At 61.8% G+C, this 22,080-nt stretch carries 23 protein-coding genes; 14 read left to right on the forward strand and 9 right to left on the reverse strand.

Features of this window, described 5'->3' with window-relative positions; translation table 11 throughout:
* Positions 1–49: 49 nt before the first annotated feature.
* Together HY30_RS06055 and HY30_RS06060 are read right to left on the reverse strand one after the other, a co-directional pair.
* On the reverse strand, positions 50–832 hold the full coding sequence (locus HY30_RS06055; RefSeq protein WP_034738177.1) for an enoyl-CoA hydratase: 783 nt from the start codon (positions 830–832) through the stop codon (positions 50–52).
* 216 nt (positions 833–1,048) lie between these two features.
* Complete coding sequence (locus HY30_RS06060) at positions 1,049–2,227, reverse strand: saccharopine dehydrogenase family protein (protein WP_034738178.1); 1,179 nt, start codon at positions 2,225–2,227, stop codon at positions 1,049–1,051.
* Positions 2,228–2,602: 375 nt separating this feature from the next.
* Between HY30_RS06060 and HY30_RS20455 the strand changes: the two genes are divergently transcribed.
* The 6 genes from HY30_RS20455 (at position 2,603) to hisG (ending at position 8,493) form a co-directional block, all read left to right on the forward strand.
* On the forward strand, positions 2,603–2,983 hold the full coding sequence (locus tag HY30_RS20455; RefSeq protein ID WP_241765662.1) for a BrnA antitoxin family protein: 381 nt from the start codon (positions 2,603–2,605) through the stop codon (positions 2,981–2,983).
* A 53-nt stretch (positions 2,984–3,036) separates the two neighbouring features.
* Positions 3,037–4,395, forward strand: coding sequence for an ABC1 kinase family protein (locus tag HY30_RS06070; RefSeq protein ID WP_034738180.1), 1,359 nt, complete (start codon positions 3,037–3,039; stop codon positions 4,393–4,395).
* A gap of 41 nt (positions 4,396–4,436) precedes the next feature.
* Positions 4,437–4,889 carry a PaaI family thioesterase gene (locus HY30_RS06075; RefSeq protein ID WP_034738181.1) on the forward strand — a complete coding sequence of 151 codons (453 nt, stop codon included), beginning with the start codon at positions 4,437–4,439 and terminating at the stop codon, positions 4,887–4,889.
* 252 nt (positions 4,890–5,141) lie between these two features.
* On the forward strand, positions 5,142–6,623 hold the full coding sequence (gene hisS / locus HY30_RS06080; RefSeq protein WP_034738182.1) for a histidine--tRNA ligase: 1,482 nt from the start codon (positions 5,142–5,144) through the stop codon (positions 6,621–6,623).
* The gene (locus HY30_RS06085; RefSeq protein WP_034738183.1) at positions 6,620–7,750 is read left to right on the forward strand and encodes an ATP phosphoribosyltransferase regulatory subunit; all 1,131 of its coding nucleotides are present in this window, start codon (positions 6,620–6,622) and stop codon (positions 7,748–7,750) included. The genes hisS and HY30_RS06085 overlap by 4 nt, the downstream gene beginning before the upstream one ends.
* On the forward strand, positions 7,747–8,493 hold the full coding sequence (gene hisG, locus HY30_RS06090; protein ID WP_051614958.1) for an ATP phosphoribosyltransferase: 747 nt from the start codon (positions 7,747–7,749) through the stop codon (positions 8,491–8,493). Before HY30_RS06085 ends, hisG begins: the two co-directional genes overlap by 4 nt.
* Positions 8,494–8,782: 289 nt before the next feature.
* Here the strand turns inward: hisG and HY30_RS06095 are convergent, their stop codons facing one another.
* Positions 8,783–9,202, reverse strand: a complete 420-nt coding sequence (locus HY30_RS06095; RefSeq protein ID WP_034738185.1) for a hypothetical protein — start codon at positions 9,200–9,202, stop codon at positions 8,783–8,785.
* Between the two features lie 164 nt (positions 9,203–9,366).
* On the opposite strand from HY30_RS06095, the gene HY30_RS06100 reads away from it, so the two are divergent.
* Genes HY30_RS06100 through HY30_RS06110 form a run of 3 tightly spaced genes read left to right on the forward strand, consistent with a single transcriptional unit; the run spans position 9,367 to position 11,772 of the window.
* Positions 9,367–10,557: an aspartate aminotransferase family protein gene (locus HY30_RS06100; protein ID WP_034738186.1), complete on the forward strand. Its 1,191-nt coding sequence runs from the start codon at positions 9,367–9,369 to the stop codon at positions 10,555–10,557.
* 4 nt (positions 10,558–10,561) lie between these two features.
* Positions 10,562–10,957 (forward strand): GFA family protein, encoded by a 396-nt coding sequence (locus HY30_RS06105; protein ID WP_034738187.1) that lies wholly within the window; start codon positions 10,562–10,564, stop codon positions 10,955–10,957.
* On the forward strand, positions 10,954–11,772 hold the full coding sequence (locus HY30_RS06110; protein WP_034738189.1) for a carbon-nitrogen hydrolase family protein: 819 nt from the start codon (positions 10,954–10,956) through the stop codon (positions 11,770–11,772). Before HY30_RS06105 ends, HY30_RS06110 begins: the two co-directional genes overlap by 4 nt.
* Before the next feature lie 12 nt (positions 11,773–11,784).
* Here HY30_RS06110 and HY30_RS06115 read toward each other — a convergent pair whose 3' ends face one another.
* Complete coding sequence (locus tag HY30_RS06115) at positions 11,785–12,567, reverse strand: SDR family oxidoreductase (RefSeq protein ID WP_034738191.1); 783 nt, start codon at positions 12,565–12,567, stop codon at positions 11,785–11,787.
* A 254-nt stretch (positions 12,568–12,821) separates the two neighbouring features.
* On the opposite strand from HY30_RS06115, the gene HY30_RS06120 reads away from it, so the two are divergent.
* A complete protein-coding gene (locus tag HY30_RS06120; RefSeq protein WP_034738193.1) occupies positions 12,822–13,661 on the forward strand; it encodes a thioesterase family protein in 840 nt (279 codons plus the stop codon).
* On the opposite strand, the gene nspC is transcribed toward HY30_RS06120, so the two are convergent.
* On the reverse strand, positions 13,658–14,794 hold the full coding sequence (nspC, locus tag HY30_RS06125; RefSeq protein WP_034738195.1) for a carboxynorspermidine decarboxylase: 1,137 nt from the start codon (positions 14,792–14,794) through the stop codon (positions 13,658–13,660). The two genes, HY30_RS06120 and nspC, sit on opposite strands and share 4 nt — an antisense overlap.
* Before the next feature lie 246 nt (positions 14,795–15,040).
* Positions 15,041–16,255: a saccharopine dehydrogenase family protein gene (locus HY30_RS06135; protein WP_034738199.1), complete on the reverse strand. Its 1,215-nt coding sequence runs from the start codon at positions 16,253–16,255 to the stop codon at positions 15,041–15,043.
* Positions 16,256–16,481: 226 nt separating this feature from the next.
* Here HY30_RS06135 and HY30_RS06140 point away from each other — a divergent pair, with 226 nt between their 5' ends.
* Positions 16,482–16,736 (forward strand): GlsB/YeaQ/YmgE family stress response membrane protein, encoded by a 255-nt coding sequence (locus HY30_RS06140; RefSeq protein WP_034738200.1) that lies wholly within the window; start codon positions 16,482–16,484, stop codon positions 16,734–16,736.
* An 87-nt stretch (positions 16,737–16,823) separates the two neighbouring features.
* Here the strand turns inward: HY30_RS06140 and HY30_RS06145 are convergent, their stop codons facing one another.
* Positions 16,824–17,015 carry a hypothetical protein gene (locus HY30_RS06145; protein ID WP_206741422.1) on the reverse strand — a complete coding sequence of 64 codons (192 nt, stop codon included), beginning with the start codon at positions 17,013–17,015 and terminating at the stop codon, positions 16,824–16,826.
* A gap of 123 nt (positions 17,016–17,138) precedes the next feature.
* Positions 17,139–17,609, reverse strand: coding sequence for a DUF1499 domain-containing protein (locus HY30_RS06150; RefSeq protein WP_162176902.1), 471 nt, complete (start codon positions 17,607–17,609; stop codon positions 17,139–17,141).
* A gap of 132 nt (positions 17,610–17,741) precedes the next feature.
* Here HY30_RS06150 and argF point away from each other — a divergent pair, with 132 nt between their 5' ends.
* On the forward strand, positions 17,742–18,680 hold the full coding sequence (gene argF / locus HY30_RS06155; RefSeq protein WP_034738247.1) for an ornithine carbamoyltransferase: 939 nt from the start codon (positions 17,742–17,744) through the stop codon (positions 18,678–18,680).
* 3 nt (positions 18,681–18,683) lie between these two features.
* On the opposite strand, the gene HY30_RS06160 is transcribed toward argF, so the two are convergent.
* The gene (locus HY30_RS06160; RefSeq protein ID WP_034738203.1) at positions 18,684–20,000 is read right to left on the reverse strand and encodes an MFS transporter; all 1,317 of its coding nucleotides are present in this window, start codon (positions 19,998–20,000) and stop codon (positions 18,684–18,686) included.
* A gap of 116 nt (positions 20,001–20,116) precedes the next feature.
* Here HY30_RS06160 and HY30_RS06165 point away from each other — a divergent pair, with 116 nt between their 5' ends.
* Together HY30_RS06165 and HY30_RS06170 are read left to right on the forward strand one after the other, a co-directional pair.
* Complete coding sequence (locus HY30_RS06165; protein ID WP_034738204.1) at positions 20,117–21,064, forward strand: radical SAM protein; 948 nt, start codon at positions 20,117–20,119, stop codon at positions 21,062–21,064.
* A 76-nt stretch (positions 21,065–21,140) separates the two neighbouring features.
* Complete coding sequence (locus HY30_RS06170) at positions 21,141–22,073, forward strand: Hsp33 family molecular chaperone HslO (protein ID WP_034738205.1); 933 nt, start codon at positions 21,141–21,143, stop codon at positions 22,071–22,073.
* Positions 22,074–22,080 lie beyond the last annotated feature (7 nt).

Raw genomic sequence — 22,080 nt, forward strand, 5'->3', positions numbered from 1 at the left:
GTAACACAATCCTGTCCGAATAGAGAATAGTTGGGATCAGTAAGCCCGTTTACCGGTCCTTGAAGTGGGCAGAGCGCTTTTCGACATAAGCGGCCATGCCTTCCTTCTGGTCCTCGGTTGCGAAGAGGGACTGGAACAGGCGGCGTTCGAAACGGATGCCCTGCGACATGGGTGTTTCGTAGGCGGCGTTGATGGCCTCTTTCGTCATCATTGCTGCAGCACGCGGCATGGCGGCAATCGTGCGGGCCATCTCCTTGACGGTGTCCATAAGGTCGTCAGCCGGGACCACGCGCGCGACCAGGCCGCAGCGTTCAGCTTCTGCGGCTTCCATCATCCGGCCTGTCAGGCAGAGTTCCATGGCTTTGGACTTGCCTATAAAACGTGCAAGTCGCTGCGTACCGCCGGCGCCGGGCATGACGCCAAGGCGAATCTCGGGCTGCCCAAAGCGGGCCGTATCGGCCGCAATCACAATGTCGCACATCATGGCCAGTTCGCAGCCGCCGCCGACGGCATAGCCGCTGACGGCCGCAATGATCGGCTTGCGGGCGCTGGAGGTGCGTTCCCAGTTGCGGGTGATCAGGTCTTCATAATAAGCGGCCGGATAGTCCTGTTCCATGATTTCACGGACGTCGGCGCCACCGGAAAAGGCCTTGCGCGATCCGGTCAGCACGATGCAGCCAATATCCTTGTCAGCCTCGACGCGGTTAATCGCGTGGGTCAGCTCGGTCATCATCTCGTCATTCAGCGCGTTCAGATGGTCCGGGCGGTTAAGCGTAATGACGGCGACGCCGGTTTCGGCGTCAAACTCGGTCAGCAGGGTCTTGTACGACATAGGGCGACAGGTCCTTCTTGCGGCCGGATGATCCGGCCATCGGCGCTGGCGTTTTGCTCGCAGCGGCCGGATTGGTTTATTTGGGGGTACATAACATGCCCGGATCATCATGTCCGGCTGGGGTTGAGGCGACTAACGACTCTCGTGTTGCGACCGCGATCAGGGGCGGACGCGGGCGCTATAGCCTGAAAAAAGGGGGCTTGTCACCCTTTTGCCTCAATTGTCGATGTCGAAGGTCATTCCGGCGTGGGACTGCAGGCGGCCGACGAGGCTGAGGCCCATGGCGGCGGCGGGCGTGTAAATACCGCCAGAAAGGTCTGCGCAGTCCTTCACGAGGCAGAGCGCGGCTTCGGAGATGATCTTGGAGGTCGAGCCATAGCCGGGGTCCTTGTCGCCAGTGACAGTCGCCCGCAGGCGATCCCCGTCCTTGGTGATGCCGAGGAGGGCGAAATCATAGAGTCCGGCCTCGCGTTCTTCCTTTGAGGGGCCTTCGCCGGGCTTGGGACCGTCTTCGCCGCCCATGGAATTGTCGCTGGCGACGGCTTCGGCTGCAGCCTTGCCGCCTTCGCCGGGGCCGGTGAGCATCATCTCGTCATAGACGAAGTCCTCGCCGTAAGGGTGCCCCATCAGCGCGTTCGAGCGGTGGATGTTCTTCGTATTGATCGGCGCCATGATGAAGGGAGCGGCCCAGGCGCCGAAATCCTCGTCTTCCATCACTTTCATGCCATGCGGCTGGTCGGGGCCGACAAAGCCGCCTGTCAGCGAGAAGGGATTGCGCAGCACGGCCATGACTTCGGGGTCGCGCATGGCGCGGGCCATGGTCTCGCGACCTGACGCTGCCGTGCCGCCCGAGAAGGTGCCCTTCATCTTGCGCATGCGGCCCTTCACGCGAACGGCCGGTTTGCCGAACTTGCGCATGGACTCGTTCTGCAGGAACAGGACGCCGAGGTCGAAGGGGATGGAGTCAAAGCCGCAGGAGAAGACAATGCGCGCGCCACTCTTCTTCGCCTTGTCCTGATACGCCTTGATCATGTCGTGCATCCAGGCGACTTCGCCGGAGAGATCGACATAATCGGTGCCATTGGCGGCACAGGCCTCGACGAGGGGCGTGCCATAGAGCTGATAGGGGCCAACAGTGGTGAGGACGCATTTGGTGGATTTCACCATGTCCTCAAGGGATTTCGGGTCGGAAGCGTCCGCGACGATCAGGTCAACCGACTTCGGAATGCCCATTTCGTCACGTACATCCTTCAGCTTCTCAAGCGAGCGCCCGGCCATGGCCCAAGCGACCTCATTTCCCACGCCATAGGTCTCATTCATGTATTCGGCCACAAGGCGACCGGTGAAACCAGTGGCGCCATAAATGACGACATCGAACTCTGCGGATGGGTTCATGGGGCGGCCTCCAGCTTCCTGTTTCTTATGGTCTATCGGATCGAGACGAGATTAACAGGGTTAGTTGACAAATCGGGCATTTGTATATACATGTGTATGCATAAAAAGAAACTTACTTAGATGGCTGAGCAGAACGAACCCAATGAGGCCGTGGCGCCGCGCTACCTATGAAAGTTTAAAAAATGAAAGTTCCATTCCCTGCGGAACCCCATCACGGAAACATAGACTGGGATGAAAAGGACAACGAGCGAAACAGACGAAAATACGGGATAGCATTTGAGGATATACAGTCGGGCTTTGCCAAGCCGCATGTCCGGCTCGAGCTGAATGGACCTGAAGATTTCATGTCACTCATAGAAGTTCAGGGAATTGTCTTTGAAGCCCGGTGCAGGTTTGATCTTCACCTCATCATTTTCGCTGTGGACGTTGCAACACATGATGCCAAAATCACATTCTACAAAACTCTATCTCAATCCGATTAAAGACCGCACTTCTGCGGGCAAGACGGATTTCAAGAAGCTTGGCGCCATGACGGATGCCGAGATTCGCGCGCGTCGCGGCGACGATCAGCACTTTCCAGAGATCGACTGGGCTGAAGCCGATGTCCAGCTTGTCGAACCGGTTGTGAAGAAACCTGTATCCATTCGCCTCGACAGTGATGTGATCGATTTCTTCAAGGATGCCGGCAAGGGATACCAGACGCGAATCAACCAGATTCTGCGCTCTTATATGGAGCACCAGCAGAAGACGGGCTGAGGCGCGGCATCAATACCTCTGCCAATGCCGGCAAAACTGCCTATATCACTCACATGACCGATACGCCTGACGCGCCCGATCCGGAACGCAACCGATTGAGCGGGCGCCTTGCCCGCACCGCGCGCGTTGGCGCAAATCTCTCCGGCGCGGGCATCAGCTTTGCCGCCAATTCCCTGTTTGGCGGGGACCAGAGCGACGAGCGCATCGCCAAGGCGCTTGCTGCCGCGCTGGGCAAGTCCAAGGGGCCCCTTATGAAGGTCGCCCAGATGGTGTCGACCATTCCGGATTTCCTGCCCGCCGAATATGCCGCCGAACTCAGCCAGCTGCAGGCCGAGGCACCCGCCATGGGCTGGCCTTTCGTGAAGCGCCGGATGCGAGGCGAACTCGGGCCCGGCTGGGACGATCGGTTTGCGGCGTTCGAGAAGGAGGCCTCGCATGCGGCCTCGCTGGGGCAGGTGCACCAAGCGACGCTGCATGATGGCCGCAAGGTAGCGTGCAAGCTGCAATATCCGGACATGTCGAGCGCGGTGGAATCCGATGTGGGCCAGCTGAAGGCCATGCTGGGCCTGTTCAAGCGGATGGATGGCTCGATCGACCTGACCGAGATGGTGGGCGAAGTGACCGACCGACTGCGCGAGGAACTCGATTATGGGCGCGAGGCCAAACACATGTCGCTCTATGCGCGCATGCTGGCGGACAAGGATTTCGTTCAGGTGCCGGAGCCTGTGCCGGATCTGTCGACGGACCGCCTGCTCACGATGACATGGCTGGATGGCGAGCGCCTTGGCGCCTTCGAAGACGCGCCGCAGGAGACCCGCAATCATATCGCAGAGATGTTGTTCTGGACCTGGTGGGGACCATTCAACAGCCATGCCGTGATCCATGGGGACCCGCATCTTGGCAATTATCAGGTGACCGGCGGGGGCACGGGCATCAACCTGCTGGATTTTGGCTGCATCCGTGTGTTCCCGCCCAATTTTGTGGAAGGTGTGGTTGACCTCTACCGCGCCATGCTGCGCGACGATTTCGACGCTGCCTATGCGGCCTATGAGAAATGGGGCTTCCAGAACCTCTCGCGAGAACTGGTCGAGGTGCTGAATATCTGGGCGCGCTTCATCTATGGGCCGCTGCTCGACGACCGGGTGCGCACCGTGGCCGACGGCGTGACAGCAGGCGAGTATGGCCGCAAGGAAGCCTTCCAGGTGCGCAAGCTGCTGAAGGAAAAAGGCCCCGTGAAGATCCCGCGGGAGTTCGTTTTCATGGACCGGGCGGCCATCGGGCTTGGGGCGGCGTACCTGCGCCTCAAGGCGGAAGTGAACTATCACCGCCTGTTCGAGGAGAGCCTTGAAGGCTTTGACGTCAAAGCGGTGGCGGATCGGCAGGCGGCGGCGCTTAAGGCGGTTGGCCTTTAAACGGGCTAGCGCTGAGGACCTTACGGCGCTATCCCGCATTCATGACCGACGATTTTACCAGAAGCCAGACATTCGACATTCCGGCCGACTATAATGAGCTGCCTTGGCACCGCGGCTTTGGCCGCCAGGTGGGGCCGCTGTTCGAGAAGCGGGATGCGAGTGGCCTGACGCGGGCTTTCCGTGTCGAGGAACATCATACGAATGGCATGATGAATGCCCATGGCGGTATGCTCATGACCTTTGCCGACATGGCCTGGGGCGGGGCTGTCGAGAAGGATGAGGACACGTGGTGGGTCACCATCCGCCTGATGTGTGACTTCCTGTCTGGCGCAAACCTTGGCAGCTTTATTGAGGGCAGGGGCGAGGTTGTCGGCGTGGCAGATGACATTATCACGGTCGAGGGCCGTATCTGGACCGGCGACAAGCTGTTGATGCGGGGCACCGGCATTTTCAAGCTGATCCCCCGTCGGGATGGCGCACCGGGGCGTGGCTAACAGGTTGACTTTCAGCCGGGCCGTCAGTATCCGCCTCCCCAATGAACACTGCACTGCACCACCATCACCATCACGTGTGACGCGCCAATGAGGCGCGAACCGGTCCGGCTGCGCCTCCTGCAAGTGTTCATCTCCCAGAACCAGATCAGATGAGGCGAGCTGCGACAGGCCCACGCTTCTGCAACGTGTTGCCTTCCCATCCAGACCGTCTCCGTCTATGCGGAGCGCGGCGGCAAACAGGACCTGATAGATATGAGCGACAAGGACACCCAGCCTCTCACCGGCAAGGATCTTGCCCGCAAGCCACGCGGCTTTCCCGACAAGCGCGAGGGCCTCATCCATGCGCAGGCGAAACTGGTGGAAACGGTCACCGGAATCTATCGCAAATGGGGCTTTGAGGCGCTGGAAACGGGCGCGTTCGAATATGCCGATGCGCTCGGCAAGTTCCTGCCGGATGATGACCGGCCGAATGCCGGCGTGTTCGCCATCCAGGACGATGATGAGCAGTGGATGTCGCTGCGCTATGACCTGACAGCGCCGCTTGCGCGGTTCATCGCTGAGGCCGGCCAGACCGTTGGCAGACCGTTCCGCAGGTATGCTGCGGGGCCTGTGTGGCGCAACGAGAAGCCCGGCCCCGGCCGCTTCCGTGAATTCTGGCAGTGCGACGCCGATACGGTTGGCGCACCCGGCTTCCATGCCGATGCCGAGATGATCGCCATGGGCGCCGAAGCGCTGCGCGCGGTTGGCATGGAGACGGGCGAGTTCGTGATCCGCGTGAACACGCGGCGCTTGTTGAATGGCGTACTTGAGAGTGTGGGCGCTGCGTCGGCGGACACGCGCCTCGCTATCCTGCGTGCGCTGGACAAGCTGGACCGGCTCGGAGCCTCCGGTGTGGCCGATCTGCTCGGCAAGGGCCGGCTGGATGATAGCGGCGACTTTACCAAGGGCGCAGGCCTTGGCGATGCCGAGGTGAAGGCCGTTCTGGCGTTTGCTGAAGCGGGCGCCAAAACGCGGGCCGAGACGCTGGCGAACCTGTCCAAGGCCGCAGGTAATAGCGAGGAAGGCAAGGCGGGGCTTGCCGAGCTGGAGGCCATAGCCGTGGCGCTGGAAGCGCTCGGCGCGCCGGAAGGCGATGTCGTGATTGACCCGTCGGTCGTGCGCGGTCTCGAATATTATACCGGGCCTGTCTATGAGGCCGAACTGCTGCGCGAAGTGACGGGCGAGGATGGCAAGACCTATCGCATCGGTTCGATCGGCGGCGGCGGACGTTATGATGATCTCGTCGCGCGGTTTACCGGTGAGACGGTGCCGGCGACGGGTTTCTCGGTTGGCATTTCGCGGCTGGCCTCTGCGCTGGCGATCATGGGCGAGACGGTGAAACTGGATGGTCCGGTTGTCGTGCTGAACCTCGACAAGGACAGCCCGGCCGTGGCGCTGGAAATCGCGACCATGCTGCGCCGGGCAGGCCTGCGCGCGGAGGCCTATATGGGCGGCTCCGGCATGAAGGGGCAGATGAAATATGCCGACCGTCGCGGCGCACCGGCCGTGGTCATGGTGGGCAGCAATGAAATCGAAGCGGGAACCGTGACAATCAAGGATCTCGAAATGGGCGCCATGAAAGCCAAGGCGATCCAGTCCAACGAGGAATACCGCGAAGCGCGCCCGGGACAGATTGAAGTGCCGCGCGATCAAATGGTGGAAGCGGTACGGCGGATTGTCGAGGCGCAGGGATGACGCCGGAACAGATTGTCGAAGCGGCGAGCGCGGTCTTCGCGCAGACAGGCGCGCGGCCGGTGGACCCGGCTTATGTGCTGGCGTCTGACATTCCCTTGGAATTGTCGGGCGAAGCCGTGCGGGCGCGCCTCTGCGTTTTCACCGATCATCGCGGGAACGAGATGGTCATGCGGCCCGACCTGACGCTGCCTGTCGCAGGCATGGAGGCGGATCGCTTGGCGTCCGGTCGCAATGGACCTGAGGCCTACACCTATGCGGCGCGTGCCTTCCGCCTGCCGGCCTCGCCGAACGATCCTATGGAATTCACGCAAGTCGGGTTTGAGCGGTTCGGCCGCGAGTCCAGCCCGGACGAGGATGCGGATGCGTTTGCCCTTGTTCAGGAGGCTGTCGCGGCCTGCGGGATTAATGATTGGCGCATGGTGATGGGCGACCTTTCCGTGTTTCCGGCTTTTGTGGATGCGCTTGGCCTGCATGGCGTCACTGCCAGCCTGCTGAAGCGTGCCTTTCGTCAGGAGGGCGGTGTGGCTGAATTGCTCGCCGGAGCGCCATCTGCGCCTGAGGTGGAGCTAGCGCATCAATTGTCGGCGTCTGCGCCGGAAGCGGCTGCACCTGCATTCCTCGACGCCCTGCGCGAGCGGTCAATTCCAATGATCGGGACGCGCTCCGTTGCCGAGATCATTGCGGGCCTGAAGGCGAAGGCCGCAGCGGCTGATGCGGGCGGCGTGCCAGAGGATGCCCGAAAGGTGCTTGCCGCCCTCGCCGCCGTGAATTGCAGTGCTGCTGAAACGGCAGAGGCTCTGTTGGGCATTGCGCGCGGGCATGGCCTGACTGGCCTGGACAGTGTGATCCAACGCGTGGCGCGACGGGTGGAGGCGATCATCGCTGCTGTTCCGCGTGTTGCAGAGGCTGGCAAGTTCCGTTCGGGCTTCGGCCGGCGTTTCACCTACTATGATGGCTTTGTCTTCGAGATCTTTGCGGGTGCACTCAGCGAGCGTCAGCCTATCGCGGCGGGCGGGCGCTATGACGGCTTGATTGCCGGGCTTTCAGGCGGACGCGCGCGGGCATCCGGCATTGGCGGCGTCGTGAGGCCTGACCGGGTAATCCGTGCACGGGAGAATGTGGCATGAGCAAGCTGTCTTTCGCCATACCGTCCAAGGGGCGCCTCAAGGAGCAGACCGAGCAATGGCTCGCGGAGCTCGGTTTTCCCGTCAGCCAGATTGGCGGAGAACGGGGCTATCAGGCAGAGATTGCAGGGCTGGGCGACGTGGAAATGCGGCTGCTGTCGGCCAGCGAGATTGCGCGCGGCCTGATCGAGGGCAGCCTGCATATCGGCGTGACAGGGGAAGACCTGTTGCATGACTTCGCGCCCGATGGCGCATCCGAATTCCGCATTGTGCGCCAGCTCGGGTTCGGCGGCGCGGATGTGATCGTGGCCGTGCCGCAGGCCTGGCTCGACGTGGACACGATGGCCGACCTTGAAGCGGCAGGGGCCGCGTTCCGCAAGCTGCATCATCGCCGTCTGCGCGTGGCCACCAAATACATGCGCCTGACGCGTCGGTTCTTTGCGGCGAAGTCAGTCGGTGAGTACAGGCTGGTGGAGAGCGCGGGTGCAACCGAAGCGGCGCCGACCACAGGCGCGGCCGACGTGATTGTTGACATCACGTCGACAGGCGCAACCCTGAAGGCCAATGGCCTGAAGATCCTTGACGATGGGGTGATCCTGAAAAGCCAAGCCTCGCTGGCCTTGTCTCCGGCGGCGGACTGGAGCGACGAGGCGCAGGCCTCGTGCCTCAGGCTTTTGGAACGGCTTGAACCCAATGCAAGCCCGAATGCAAAAAATTTGTTGAACACATTCTTGACACATGTGTGAAACTGGTGGCGTATGAGCAGGCAAGTTTCTGGGAGGAAACGCTGCAAACGGTGGAGAGGCGCGAGACCCGGTTTCAGGTCTTGCGCCTCTTTCCGTTTTGGAGATGTGTTGAGGTATTGAAGTCCTCCGCATGCCAGGGGAACACGCAGATTTGAGAAGGCCGAGACGAACCGAAACGACGGCTCAGGTGAGGTAGGGGGCGTTTTGGACATCGGTCCGATCCGCCTCGTCTTCCCGATTAGCAATATCTTATTATCGATAATCGTCAAGTATAATTATCGTTTTTCAATTAATCTTTTGTAATCGTGATGAGCGTGGCGCCCTGGCCGCCTTCCGGAACAATGCGGATGATCCGTGTGGTGCCATCTGGCGTCGCGGTTTCCGTGATTGTGTGGGCGCGCGCGACGATCTCGAGAAGGTCGAGTTCCGCATCGCGGTTGTGAACGATCGTTCTAAGTGTGGACACTGCGGGCAGGACCTCGGAATCGCTTGCAGCATCCAGGGGTGATGTCAGGGATTCCGTCTCCGTCTTGCGCCCGTCGCGTCCTGTGCGGACGATGCGTTTGTTGATGACGGGCTGATTGTTGGCGGTAACAGAAACGGTCTCGGTCGTGTCCGTCACGACCTCTCCGGAGCCGTCTATCCCTTGGGCGAAGACCTGCGGCGAGGCGATGAGCAGCATGGCTCCCACAAGGCATGTCCTGATCATCGCGACCTCCACCGCATGTGACAAAACCCATGTTCTAAAGCCACAGCATTGCAACCGTGTGACGCCGTCATGCGGGCCGGGAGTGGCCAGGCTGTTGACTTACGGTCAGCGTCTCGCCAAGCGTACCCGCAACTTTATCATACTTGCCAATCGCAGGAGAAATCATGAGCGATCCGCGCCAGCACATCATGCCCGTCTACCGGCCACCGGAAGAGGTTTTCGTCGAAGGCCAGGGCCCGTACCTCTTCACGGAAGACGGCACACGCTATCTCGACTTCATCGCCGGCATCGCAGTGAATGCGCTTGGCCATGCGCATCCGGCCATGGTCGATGCGCTGCGCGACCAGGCGGGCAAGCTGTGGCACACGTCCAACATGTTCCGCGTGCGCGGCGCCGAGGAACTGGCAGACAAGATCTGCCGTGACACGTTTGCCGACCGGGTATTCTTCACGAACTCCGGCACCGAGGCGATCGAGTGCGCAATCAAATCCGCGCGCAAGTATCACTGGGCGAATGGCCGTGAAGAGCGCATCGACATCATCACGTTCACCGGGGCCTTCCACGGCCGCTCGCTGGGCGCGATCAATGCGGGCGGCAATCCGAAATACCTTGAAGGCTTTGGCCCGGCGCTGCCCGGCTTCGTGCATCTTGAATGGGGTGACCATGAGGCGCTGAAGGAAGCGGCAGCCCGCCCGACGGCGGCGGCTGTCCTTGTTGAGCCCGTGCAGGGTGAAGGCGGCGTGCGCGCCATGCCGGACCAGTGCCTGATCGGCCTGCGCAAGCTGTGCGACGAGCATGGCCTCGTGCTGATCTTTGACGAAGTGCAGTGCGGCATGGGCCGGACCGGCAAGCTGTTCGCGCATGACTGGGTGGAGGGCGCCGAGCCTGACATCCTCTGCGCGGCGAAGGGCATCGGGGGCGGCTTCCCGTTCGGCGCCTGCCTGACGACCGAGGCCTGCGGCGAGCATATGCAGCCCGGCAGCCACGGCTCCACCTATGGCGGCAACCCGCTGGCCATGGCCGTGGGCAATGTGATCTGGGACATGATTGCGAATGATGACTTCCTTGCCGAAGTGCGCCGCGTTTCCGGCACGCTGGCGCAGGGCCTGAAGAGCCTTGCCGACAGCCACCCGGACAAGGTGGAAGGCGTGACGGGCAAGGGCCTGCTGACCGGTCTGAAGATGAAGGCCGATCCGAAGAGCCTGCAGGGTCTTTGCCGCGACAAGAACCTGCTCGTCGGTGTGGCCGGTGCAAATGTGCTGCGTCTTGCGCCGCCGCTGATCATCAGCGACGAGCATGTGCGGGAGGCGACAGGCATCATGGATGCGGCGCTTACGGAGTGGGAACCGGCCTGAAGCCATGACCAACTATCAGGGTAGCTGTCATTGTGGTGCCGTGACGTTCAGCATTGCGACGGAGATCACCGATCTCTATCGCTGCGACTGTTCGCTGTGCCACATGAAAAATGCCGTCATGACGACTGTTCATGAGGACAGGTTCACGCTGCTCGGCGGCGAGGACAGGCTGAGCGAATATAACTGGAACACAGGCGTCGCCCGTCACTTTTTTTGCTCCACATGCGGAATCTATCCGTTCCACAAGAAGCGCACGAGCCCGGATCATTATGGCATCAATGTCAATTGCCTCGCAGGCTTCGATGCCTCGTCCCTGCCGGTGCGCGCCGCCGAGGGAAAAACCATGACGGTCAAATCCGCCGGGGCACGTGATGCCTGGTCAGGGCCTCGCGAGACATGACGGTGATCCGCGCCGCCTGTGTGCAGATGCGCTCTACCACGGCAGTGGCGGAGAACATTGCCGCAGCCAGCGCACTGGTGCGGCAGGCGGCGGAGGCAGGGGCGGTTTTCATCGCCACGCCGGAGATGACGAACCTGCTCGACATCCGTCCCGGCATGGCGCGGCCGAAGATTGTCGCGCAGGAAGACGATGCGACATTGGTGGCATTCCGGGCGCTGGCGGTTGAGCTTGGCGTATGGCTCCTGCTTGGTTCGATAGCCGTCACGGCGGAAGGCGAGGACCGGCTCGCTAACCGATCCTTCCTGATTGCGCCGGATGGCGACGTGGTCGCGCACTACGACAAGATCCACATGTTCGACGTCGAGGTCGGCGATGGCCAGACCTATCGGGAGTCGCGCACCTATCGGCCGGGTACGTCCACGGCGCTTGCCAATGCCGGCATCGGGCGGGTGGGCATGACCATCTGCTATGACCTGCGCTTCCCGGCTCTTTACCGGTCGCTGGCTCAGGCCGGCGCGCAGATACTCACGGTGCCAGCGGCCTTCACGCGTGTGACGGGCGAGGCGCACTGGCATGTGCTGCTGCGCGCACGGGCCATTGAGACGGGCTGTTTCGTCGTCGCGCCGACGCAAGGCGGCAAGCACGAAGATGGCCGCGAGACTTACGGTCACTCACTGATCATCTCGCCTTGGGGCGAAATTCTGGCCGAAGCGGACGGCGATGAGCCGGGCGTGATCTGGGCCGATCTTGATCTAGATGAAGTCGACAAGGCGCGCGCTCGTATCCCTTCGCTGGGTAACAACCAGAGCTTTTAGGTCGGTTACCGTCTAGCTGCCGGGCGACGCGGCAGAGCCCGCGAGAAGTCCGCCATCCAGCGTGAGTTCGGCGCCCGTCATATAGGCGGCCTCATCGCCGGCCAGCATGACACAGATAGCGGCCACTTCTTCCGGCATTCCGAACCGTTTCATCGGCGTGTCGGCGACGAGGGCTGCCATGCGCGTGTCCCGGTCCGGCCCGTCACCCAGCATGGGTTCCCAGATGGGTGTCAGGATGGCGGCCGGGTGAACCGAGTTGCACCGAATGTTCCAGCCATTCTGGGCGCAATAGAGGGCCACCGATTTCGAATGATTCCGGATCGCGGCTTTTGACGAGGCATAGGCCGCAGCGCCTGGAATGCCGACGAGGCCGGAGCGCGACGAGATGTTGATGATGCTGCCCGCGCCCTTCTGCTTCATCGCGCCGATGGCATAGCGGCAGCCCAAGAAGGTGCCGTCGAGATTGACGGCATGGACCGCGCGCCAGGCAGACAGCGAAGCGTTCTCGGGGTCGTGGACCATCTCGCCGCTTTCGAAGCCGGTGATGCCGGCATTGTTGACGAGCACGTCGAGAGCAGGGATGGCGGCGGCAATGCGCAGCCAGTCTGCCTCGTCTGATACGTCGAGGTGTTCGTAGCGGGCGCCGATGGAGTCGGCGGTGTCCTTGCCCTGCGCATCGTCAATGTCGGTGACGATGACGTTGGCGCCTTCATTGGCAAAGGCCTTGGCTATGGCCTTGCCAATGCCGCTGGCCGCGCCCGTGATGAGGGCGGTCTTGTTCTCTAGTCGTTGCATGATGTGTATTTCCAGTTGTCGTGAACGGCAGGCGCAGTGCGCCCGTTGGCTTTGATCGTTTCCTGAAAGTCCGGTGCCGCTAGTTCATCGCTCTGGAAGTCCTCTATCGTTTTTCCGATCTAGGGTCGCCTATAGGGCGTGTCAATCAACGCCCCAGCCGAGCGGCTGATTTGCTCGGCTTCATCGCTTTTGTTTCTCGGGTGGGTTGCTAGTGTCCAGCCATAAAATCAGACTGTTCACTGGGGAGGGATGCGATGGACCGCGTTGATGACTTTGAGGAGGCGACGCGGCTTGAGCGTCTGGACGAACAGCGCTGGGCGGTAGACCTTCGCGCGGATTGGGGTCTGTGGAGCCCGGCGGGCGGGTTTATCTCTGCGCTCGCCTTGCGGGCGGCTGGTGAAGCGACGCGGTCGCCGCGCCCGGCCAGTATGACCTGTCATTTCCTCCGCATGGGCAAGTACGGCCCCGCCGAATTGCGTGCGGAAATTCTGAAGTCAGGCCGTCGCAGTGAACTTGTCAGGATGGAGCTGGTTCAGGAGGGCAAGGTTCTTTTGATGTGCCATGTCTGGGCTGTGCAGGATGAGACACCGGGGCTGGTGCATGATGCGTCACGCCTTCAGAACATGCCGACTCCGGAGTCGCTCAAGAGTTATGAAGAGCTGCACCCGGACAGGCCGGCGCCTCTATTCCTGCAACGTTTCGAGGAGCGCCCGATCAAGGGCATGCCGGAGGCCGGGGATGGCGCGCGCGACCCGGAGTTGACGGGGCTCTACAAGTTCCGGCCAAGGGCGCGGGCGGAGAATACGTTTGTTGATGCGGCGCGGGCAATGATCCTGCTCGATACCTATGGCTGGATGGCGCAATACCCGGCGCACCCCCAAGATGATCCGTCGCCCTGGATCGCGCCGAATATGGATTACCATTATCGCTTCCATCGCCCGACGACCAAAGCGGAGTGGCTGCACATGCGTATCAGGGCAGGCATCGCAGAGGGCGGCCTGATGTCAACCGACGGTGAAATCCACGACCTTGATAGTCGATTGCTTGTCAGTGGCACGTCGCAATTGATGTGCCTGCCAAGGCCCGGCGCCTAGCGGCCCAGACGGCGACGGAATTCCTCGTAGCCGAAATTCGAGAGCGGTTCGATCACGCCGTCTTCCCAGCGCACGGCGAGGTTGGCGAGTGGTGTGCCGTTGAACGTGTTCGTCTTGACGAAGCTGTAGTGCATCTGGTCGGTAAAGATCAGCTGCTGGCCGGGCGCGAGCGGTTCGGGGAAGGAATAGTCACCGAGCACATCTCCGGTCATGCACGTCTTGCCGCCGAGGCGGTAGGTGTGCGCGAGTTCGCCGGGATCGCCCGCGCCGATAATTTCGGGGCGGTAGGGCACTTCGAGCACGTCGGGCATATGGGTCGAGGCCGAAGCGTCGAGGATGGCGAGGTCCAGCTCGTTCCTGTGCAGCGCCAGCACGGTGGCGTAGAGTTCGCCCGTGTTGACGACGAGGCCTGCGCCCGGCTCCAGCAAGACCTCGACATTGAACTTCGCCTTGAAGGCCTTGATGGCCGCGATCAGCGCGTCGACATCATAGCCCGGCTTGTTGAGGAAGTGGCCACCGCCGAAATTTACCGCCGAGACCTGTTCGATGTATTTTCCGAAATTGTCGGCGACGAATTCGATGAGGCCGACGGAGCCTTCGGCAAGGCTCTCGCAGAGGGCATGGACGTGGAAGATGTCGACGCCGGACCAGTCGACGCTGTCCAGCAGGCCGGGCACTTCGCCAAAGCGGCTGCCGGGGGCTGTGGGGTTATAGAGGTCGCCGCCGAGCGTGGCGTTGGAATAGCCGGGGTTCACCCGCAGGCCGACCTTGCAGCCGGCATCGCGCGCTATGGCGCCGAAGCGGGCCAGCTGTTCGGCCGAATTGAAATAGATGTGCTGGGCGATCCTGGTGAGGCGCGTCACTTCGTCTTCCGTGTAGGCTGGCGAATAGACGTGCACTTCCTTGCCGAATTCCTCGGCGCCCATGATGGCCTCATGCTCGCCGCTGGCGGTCGTGCCATCGAGATAGTCGCGCATCATCGGGAAGACGGCCGGCATGGCGAACGCTTTTGTAGCGAGCAACACTTTGCAGTCAGCCTCCTCGCGCACGCGCTTGGCGGTCTCCAGGTTGGTCCGGAGGCGAGCAACGTCGAGGACGAAGGCGGGGGTTTGGATTTGGTCAGAGAGAGTCATTGTCTTGTCTGGAGCCGATGTGCTGGAAGACGACATACCAAAGCGAGCATGCCAGCGTCAGTAGGGGTACCAGCAGTGCGATAAAGAATATCGCGTTCTGCAGGTGGCGTAATGTTTCTGGGATTCCGTATGTCAGTACGCTGATAGCGGCCGGTACCAAGAGCAAGCCACCGGCGAGCCACAAGGAAAACAGGAACGACCGTGTGACGATTGTTCCAATCGATGCAGGCGCCCTTTGCTCTGGCATCAGGTCTCCACAGCGAACAATTCATCCTGCGCGCCGGGCGCGAGGTCGACGATGGTTGTCGGCAGGCCGCGCTTGGCGACGTCTTCGAGGAAGGGGGCTGACGGGAACTGCTCGACGTTGAACACGCCCTTGCCGCTCCAGATACCCTTGAAGAACATGGCCGCGCCGGAAACGGGCGGTACGCCGGTCGTGTAGGACACGGCCTGCGCGCTGACTTCCCTGTTCGTTTCGGCATGGTCGGACACGTTGTAGAGCATCTTGGTGAGCGGCTTGCCATCCTTCTTTCCACGGACGATCACGCCAATCGACGTCTTGCCGGTGTAGCCTTCCGCAAGGGATGACGGCACGGGCAGCAGGTCCTTCAGGAATTCCATCGGGATAATGTCCATGCCCTTGTGCTTGATCGGTTCGAGGCCGATCAGGCCGATGGATTTGAACACTTCGAGGTGCTTGATGTACTGCTCGCCAAAGGTCATCCAGAAGCGGATCTGCTTCAGGCCCTTGATGTTCTTTACAAGGCTTTCCTCTTCCTCGTGATAGATGAGGTAGGAGGCTTTGGGGCCGACTTCCGGATAGTCGATATCGCAGCGGATGGAGAGGGCAGGGATTTCGATCCACTCACCGTCTTTCCAGTATTTGCCGTCCTGCGTCACTTCGCGGATGTTGATTTCCGGGTTGAAGTTGGTCGCGAATGTCTTGCCGTGGTCGCCAGCATTGCAGTCGACAATGTCGATATATTCGATCTCGTCGAACAGGTGTTCCTGCGCATAGGCGCACCAGATGTTCGACACACCCGGATCAAAGCCGCAGCCGAGAATGGCGGTGATGCCTTTCTCGACGAACTTATCCTGATAGGCCCACTGCCAGCTGTATTCGAACTTGGCGATTTCGCGCGGTTCGTAGTTTGCGGTGTCCATGTAGTTCGTGCCGGTCTCGACGCAGGCGTCCATGATCGGCAGGTCCTGATAGGGCAGGGCCATGTTGATCAGCAGGTCCGGCTTCACCTTGTTGATGAGCGCGACGACCTCGGCGACATTGTCAGCATCGACCTGCGCGATCTCGATCGGCGTCTTGCACATCTTGGCGACTTTCTCGCAGCTTTCGATGCGGCGCGAGGCCAGTGTGATATGCTTGAACGTGTCGCGGTCCATGGCGCATTTCTGCGCGACGACGGAGCCGGCGGCGCCAGCGCCGATGATGAGTACGGTGTCCATTAGTCCTGTCTCTCCTGAGATTAGAGGGGCCGGTGGGCTTGCCCGTCACATAGGGCAAAGCGCGGGCCTTCGCCAGTGGAGAGATGAGACGGGTGTTGCAGCGCGGAGAGCGGCAAGGCGGGCTTGAAGCGGTCATGTTGGCGTCCGGGGCGAAACGCGCCTAGGGTGACAGGCTCCATAAGAAGAGGGCCGCATGTGCGGCCTGATAATAATAAGGAAACGCAAAATGACCCTCGAAAGCCTTATCATTTTTCTGCTGATCGGCGCTGTCGCCGGCTGGCTTGCCGGACTCATCGTCAAGGGGTTCGGCTTCGGCATCGTCGGCAATATCGTGGTCGGCATCGTCGGCGCCTTCATTGCCGGATACCTCTTCCCCGCCCTCAATGTGAGCCTGGGTGCCGGCATCGTTGGTGCGATCATTCACGCCACGATTGGCGCGGTGCTGCTTCTGCTCGTCGTTCGGGTTCTCAAGCGCGCTTGAGGCGATCGCTTAAAGGTGCCGCAGCGCGGGACAAGGCGTCTGGGAGGAAACGCACGTCCCGTTCCCGCGCCGCGGCACGGGCTAACATCAAGCGGCGCGACGAGGCGCTTCGAGCCGCATGATCTCCGATGTCAGCCACGCATAGTGACGCTCAAGGCGCGTCACCATTGCGATTTCGATTTCAGGGCGGCAGGCGAGCTCTTCGCGCCAGACTTCAATCACGCGTACCTGCTGCTTCAGCCAGCAGACCATCGCCACATCATCCATGGGTAAGCACATCGGGAAGGACCTCCGTTTCGGTGGTCCACCATATTGCGAACCATTCTCAAAACGTGCCACGACCGCGTGCTGTTTGCAAGTCATTCTCAATTACTTTTTTGCCACGATCGGAAATTTGTCCGATCAGCCCGCGAATTCGGTTACGAGGTCCTTCTCCAGCGCTTCGATGCGCGCGCCATTCTTGCCGAGATCGGAGAGGCCGACGCGGGAACGGGAATAGATCGCGACCTTGGCCGACGTGTCAGTCACTGGGCGGATCAGCACGTCCACATCGTCGCGGAAGCGAAGTATGGCGGTCGTATCGACATAGCGCGCGCGGATGTCGCCATTGGCTTCGGTGCGGAAGTCGGCGGAAGGTTCAAGCTTCAAAAGCGCTGCGGCAACGGCCTTGGCCGACACGTCATAAGTCGCGGTGGGGCGCGAGGCGTCTGCCGCGAGGCAAATGTCCGGATCGCAGGCGAGGGCGCGGTTTGTCGGCAATCCAGGCTCAAGCGTCGCGAAGGATAACCAGTCTCCTGCGGGCGCTGGAGTCGTGGCGCAGGCCATCAGGAGGAGGGAGGAAGCGCAGCAGAGGGCGACTGTCTTGAGGCTCATGTTCAGCATCCTTGGGTGATCTCATGGTTTACGCGCGATCAGGCCCGCCGGATTGCTTTTATCGCACGACTGGCGCCGCAGCGTGAAACGCGCTATCCCCCGCGCTTCCTTTTTCAACGGGAGCGCCCGACCATGACAACGCCTTCAGCCCCACGCCATTTCCTCGACATCTGGCACCTTGAGTCGGCTGACCTGCGCGCGATCCTGGACGAAGCTCACCGGGCCAAAAAGGCGCGCCAGGGCTGGCCCAAGGGCCGCGTCGACACGGGCGCGCCTCTGGAAGGCCACACGCTCGCGATGATTTTCGAGAAGTCGTCGACACGCACACGCTTTTCCTTCGACATGGGCATGCGCCAGCTCGGCGGCAGCTCGATCACCGCGACCAGCAATGACATGCAGCTCGGACGCGGCGAGACGGTCGAAGATACAGCCCGCGTGCTAAGCCGCTATGTCGATGCGGTAATGATCCGCGCGAACGATCACAGCGATGTTGAGACATTTGCCGAGTTCTCCAGCGTGCCGGTCATCAACGGCCTGACGGACCGTTCGCATCCCTGCCAGATCATGGCCGACCTGCAGACGCTGGAAGAGAGCGGCCTGACGCTCCGTGGCGCGCGCCTCGCCTGGGTGGGCGACGGCAATAATGTCTGCGCAAGCTTCATGCACGCGGCCGCCAAGTTCGGTTTCTCGCTGGCCGTTGGCACGCCGCACAGGTTCGCGCCGGATGACGAGGACGTCGAGATTGCCCGCGAATTGCAGGGCCGCGTCGATCTCTATGAGACTGCTGAGGAAGCCGTCGCCGGCGCCGATGTGGTGATTGCCGACACGTTTGTTTCGATGGGGGACAAGGATGCCGAACGGCGTCTCGAAATTCTCGAGCCCTACGCGGTGACCGAAGAGCTGATGGAACTGGCGGCGGGCGGCGCGAAATTCCTGCACTGTCTGCCCGCACACCGGGGCGAGGAAGTGGACGCGGAAGTCATTGACGGGCCGAATTCGCTGATCTGGGATGAGGCCGAGAATCGTCTCCACGCACAGAAGGCCATCCTGCGCTGGTGCCTCGATAAATAGAGTTCAGTCTTTCGCCTGAACTTCTTCGAGGCCAAGCGCGACGGGCAGGGCCAGCGCGCTCATGACAGCGAGCAAGCCAATGACGACAGCCTCGCCTGCAAACTGCGCGACGAGACTGAAACCGCCACCAAGCAAAAGCAGCGCGCCAATGATCGTGTTCGACAGAGCCGTATAGGCGGCGCGTGTTTCCTGCGTTGCCATGTCAACCAGATGGGTTGAACGGCCAAGTCGTACGCCCTGATAGGCAATCATCAATGCGAACAGGACGAGCGGCAGCGCCCAGACAGCGCCGAGCAGTCCGGCAGCGTTTAGGCCAAGCGTGGCGCAGAGGGCGATCGTCGCTGAAGCCGATGTCAGAATCAGGACTTTCCGGCTCGATTTGTCGGCGAGACGTCCCCAGACATAGGAGCTAAGGAGGCCCGCGCCAGCCGAAGCGATCACGAGCAGGCCGAGGCCGCCAAAACCGTCACTGCCGTCCGGGCCATGCTCGCGCGATGCCAATGCCACCATGAAGGGCGGGGCCAGCGCCGTTGATACGAGCAGTCCCCGCACGGCGATAAACCGACGGAGCTGCGCGTCGCTGCGCAGCAGACCGAAATTCTCAAATACGGCACTGATCGGGCTGGCTCCGCCTTCGGTGGCCCCCGGCACCTCACGCAGCTGGAGGAAGACTGCGGCTCCGGCGATCCAGAACACGCCTGCACCGATCAGGCCTGCCTCGACAATATCCATGCGCGGCAAGAGGCCGGACGTCAGCAGGGCACCATAAGCCAGCACGGCGGCCGCACCGACAGTTGTGGCCGCGCCGGTTGCCGAACCGCGCCGTGACTTTGACACGGTCTTGCCGAGCACATCCTTGTACGTCACCGAGCAGACGGAGCGCGCCACGGCCAGAACGGCAAGCGCACAGATGATGGCGATGCCCGCCGCTTCACCTTCGAGCGTGAAAGCTGAAACCGCAATCGCCAACGCCGCAAGGCCCTGCACAAGTGCGCCGCCCGCCCATGCCCATTTGCGTTGTGGCAGCAGTCGTAGCGCGCCCGCCGTGAACAGTTGGGGCAGCAGTGAACCTGCTTCGCGCACCGGCACCAGCAGCCCGATGAACAGTGTGGGTGCGCCGAGCGTCGCCAGCAGCCAGCTCAGCACCAGTTTCGGGTCGATCAGCCCGTCAGCAATCTTGCTGGTCGACAGGGCCATGACGTGGGTCGTGAAGCTGCGCGCTTCCATATGGCAGGCGTCTTCGGGAATATCCTTGCAGACGCGGCCATCGTCGCCCGATGTCAACATCTGGAAGATCAGGTCATGTGTTTCGCGTGCCATAGAGAACGATCTATACGAGTCAGGCTGAGCGGCAATGCCTGCCGCTTTCTTCACGCGCCATCACGTCTGCGAGAAGGCGCTGGCGCCCGGCCGGTGCATCTTGTTAGAGGTATGCGATGGCTCATACTATTTTCCCGCGCGAGAAATTCTCGAACCCGCACATCACAGCCAAGGGCGAGACCCGGGCGAGCGTCGACTGGCGTGGCCTGAAAACCCTGTGGCTGAACACAGGCACGCTCTGCAATATTGAATGCGCCAATTGCTATATCCTGAGTTCGCCCACCAATGACCGGCTGGTCTACCTGACGCTGGCGGATGTGACGCCATTCCTGGACGAGATCGATACGCTGGGAGAAGGCCCGAAAGAGATCGGCATTACCGGCGGTGAGCCCTTCATGTGCCCAGAGATCCTGCCCATCATGGAGAGCGCCCTGCAGCGCGGACACCGCCTGCTGCTGCTGACAAATGCGATGCGCCCGATGATGCGTCCCCGTGTTCAGGCGGGCCTGCAGGACCTCCATACGCGTTTCGGCGAGCGACTGACCTTGCGCGTGTCGCTCGATTCCCACGATGAGGCGGCCCATAACGCCGAGCGCGGCGAAGGCGCTTTTGCCGAGGCCTGCAAGGGGCTCGTATGGCTGGCCGAACAGGGCATTCAGGTGGCGCTCGCCGGGCGTCAGGCGCTCAATGAGGATGATGCTTCGGCGCGGGCCGCCTATGGCGAACTGGCCGCCCGGCTCGGGCTGAAGCTTGACCCTGCCAACACATCGCAGCTGGTTCTCTTTCCGGAAATGATCGCGCGCGACGATCCGCCGGAAATCACCACGGCCTGCTGGCAGATCCTGTCGAAGGATCCCGCCGATATCATGTGTGCCAACCAGCGCATGGTGATCCGCCGCAAGGGCGCCGGGAGCGCGACGGTTACGGCGTGCACCTTGCTGGTCGACGATCCGGCCTTTGAACTGGGTACCACGCTGGGCGAAGCGACCGCCGAACCCGTGCGCCTGAATCATGCCTGGTGCGCCAGTTTCTGCGTCCTCGGCGGAGGCAGCTGCTCAGCCTGACGGGGCGCCCCCTTGCCGCAGGGGGCCCGCGCTGCCACATGGGGGCATCCATCCGCCCCGCCTGAAAGCGTGTCCCATGACCGATATTGCCCGTCCAGACAGCGACTTTGTCGTCAATTTCCAGATCGACCAGCGTCCCGTGCGCGGCCGTGCCGTGCGCATGGGCGCCGCCAGCCTGTCGCCGATCCTGCAGCGCCATGACTATCCGCGCCATCTGGCCCGTATCCTGGGTGAGGCCGTGACGCTTGCTGCCATGGTCGGTGCCTCGCTCAAGTTTGAAGGGCGTATCCTGGTCCAGGCCGAGGGCGACGGCCCGGTCTCCATGCTCGTTGGTGAATACCGCACCGATGGCGGCGTGCGCGGCTATGCCAAGTTCGATGCCGACCGCTGGGCCCATCTCGAGAAGGTGAACAAGGGCGCTGCTCCGCACATGCCGCAACTCTTCGGCCCAACCGGCCGCCTCGCCCTGATCCTTATACAGGACGATCCCTCGATTGCGCCTTATCAGGGCATCGTGCCGCTCGAGAAGGGCACGCTGTCGGAATGTGCGGAGGAGTATTTCGCCCAGTCCGAGCAGGTGCCGAGCCGTATCAAGCTGGCCGTCGCTGAACTTGACCGCAAAGGTGAGAAGCCAATCTGGGTGTCCGGTGGCATGATGGTGCAGCGGATCGCGGGCGACGAAAATCGCGGTGACACGACGGAAGTCTGGCGTGAGGCCGAGGCCCTGTTTGGAACGCTGAGCGATGCCGAGCTGGTGGATCCCGATCTTGCCGTTCCGGACCTCCTGTTCCGCCTGTTCCACGAACAGGGCGTGCGGATGGAAGACCGGGTTGGCCTGCTCGACAGCTGTACCTGCAACGAAGAGCGTCTCGTCGATACGCTGAAGGGCATGCCCGACAATGCCCTGCGCGAAATGGTCGAGCCCGATGGCACGCTGGCGATCGATTGCCAGTTCTGCGCCCGGCACTATTCGATCCCGATCGAACAGGTGACCGACCCGGTCAGCTAGGCCAGAA

The organism is Hyphomonas chukchiensis (genome assembly GCF_000682695.1).
Lineage (GTDB): Bacteria > Pseudomonadota > Alphaproteobacteria > Caulobacterales > Hyphomonadaceae > Hyphomonas > Hyphomonas chukchiensis.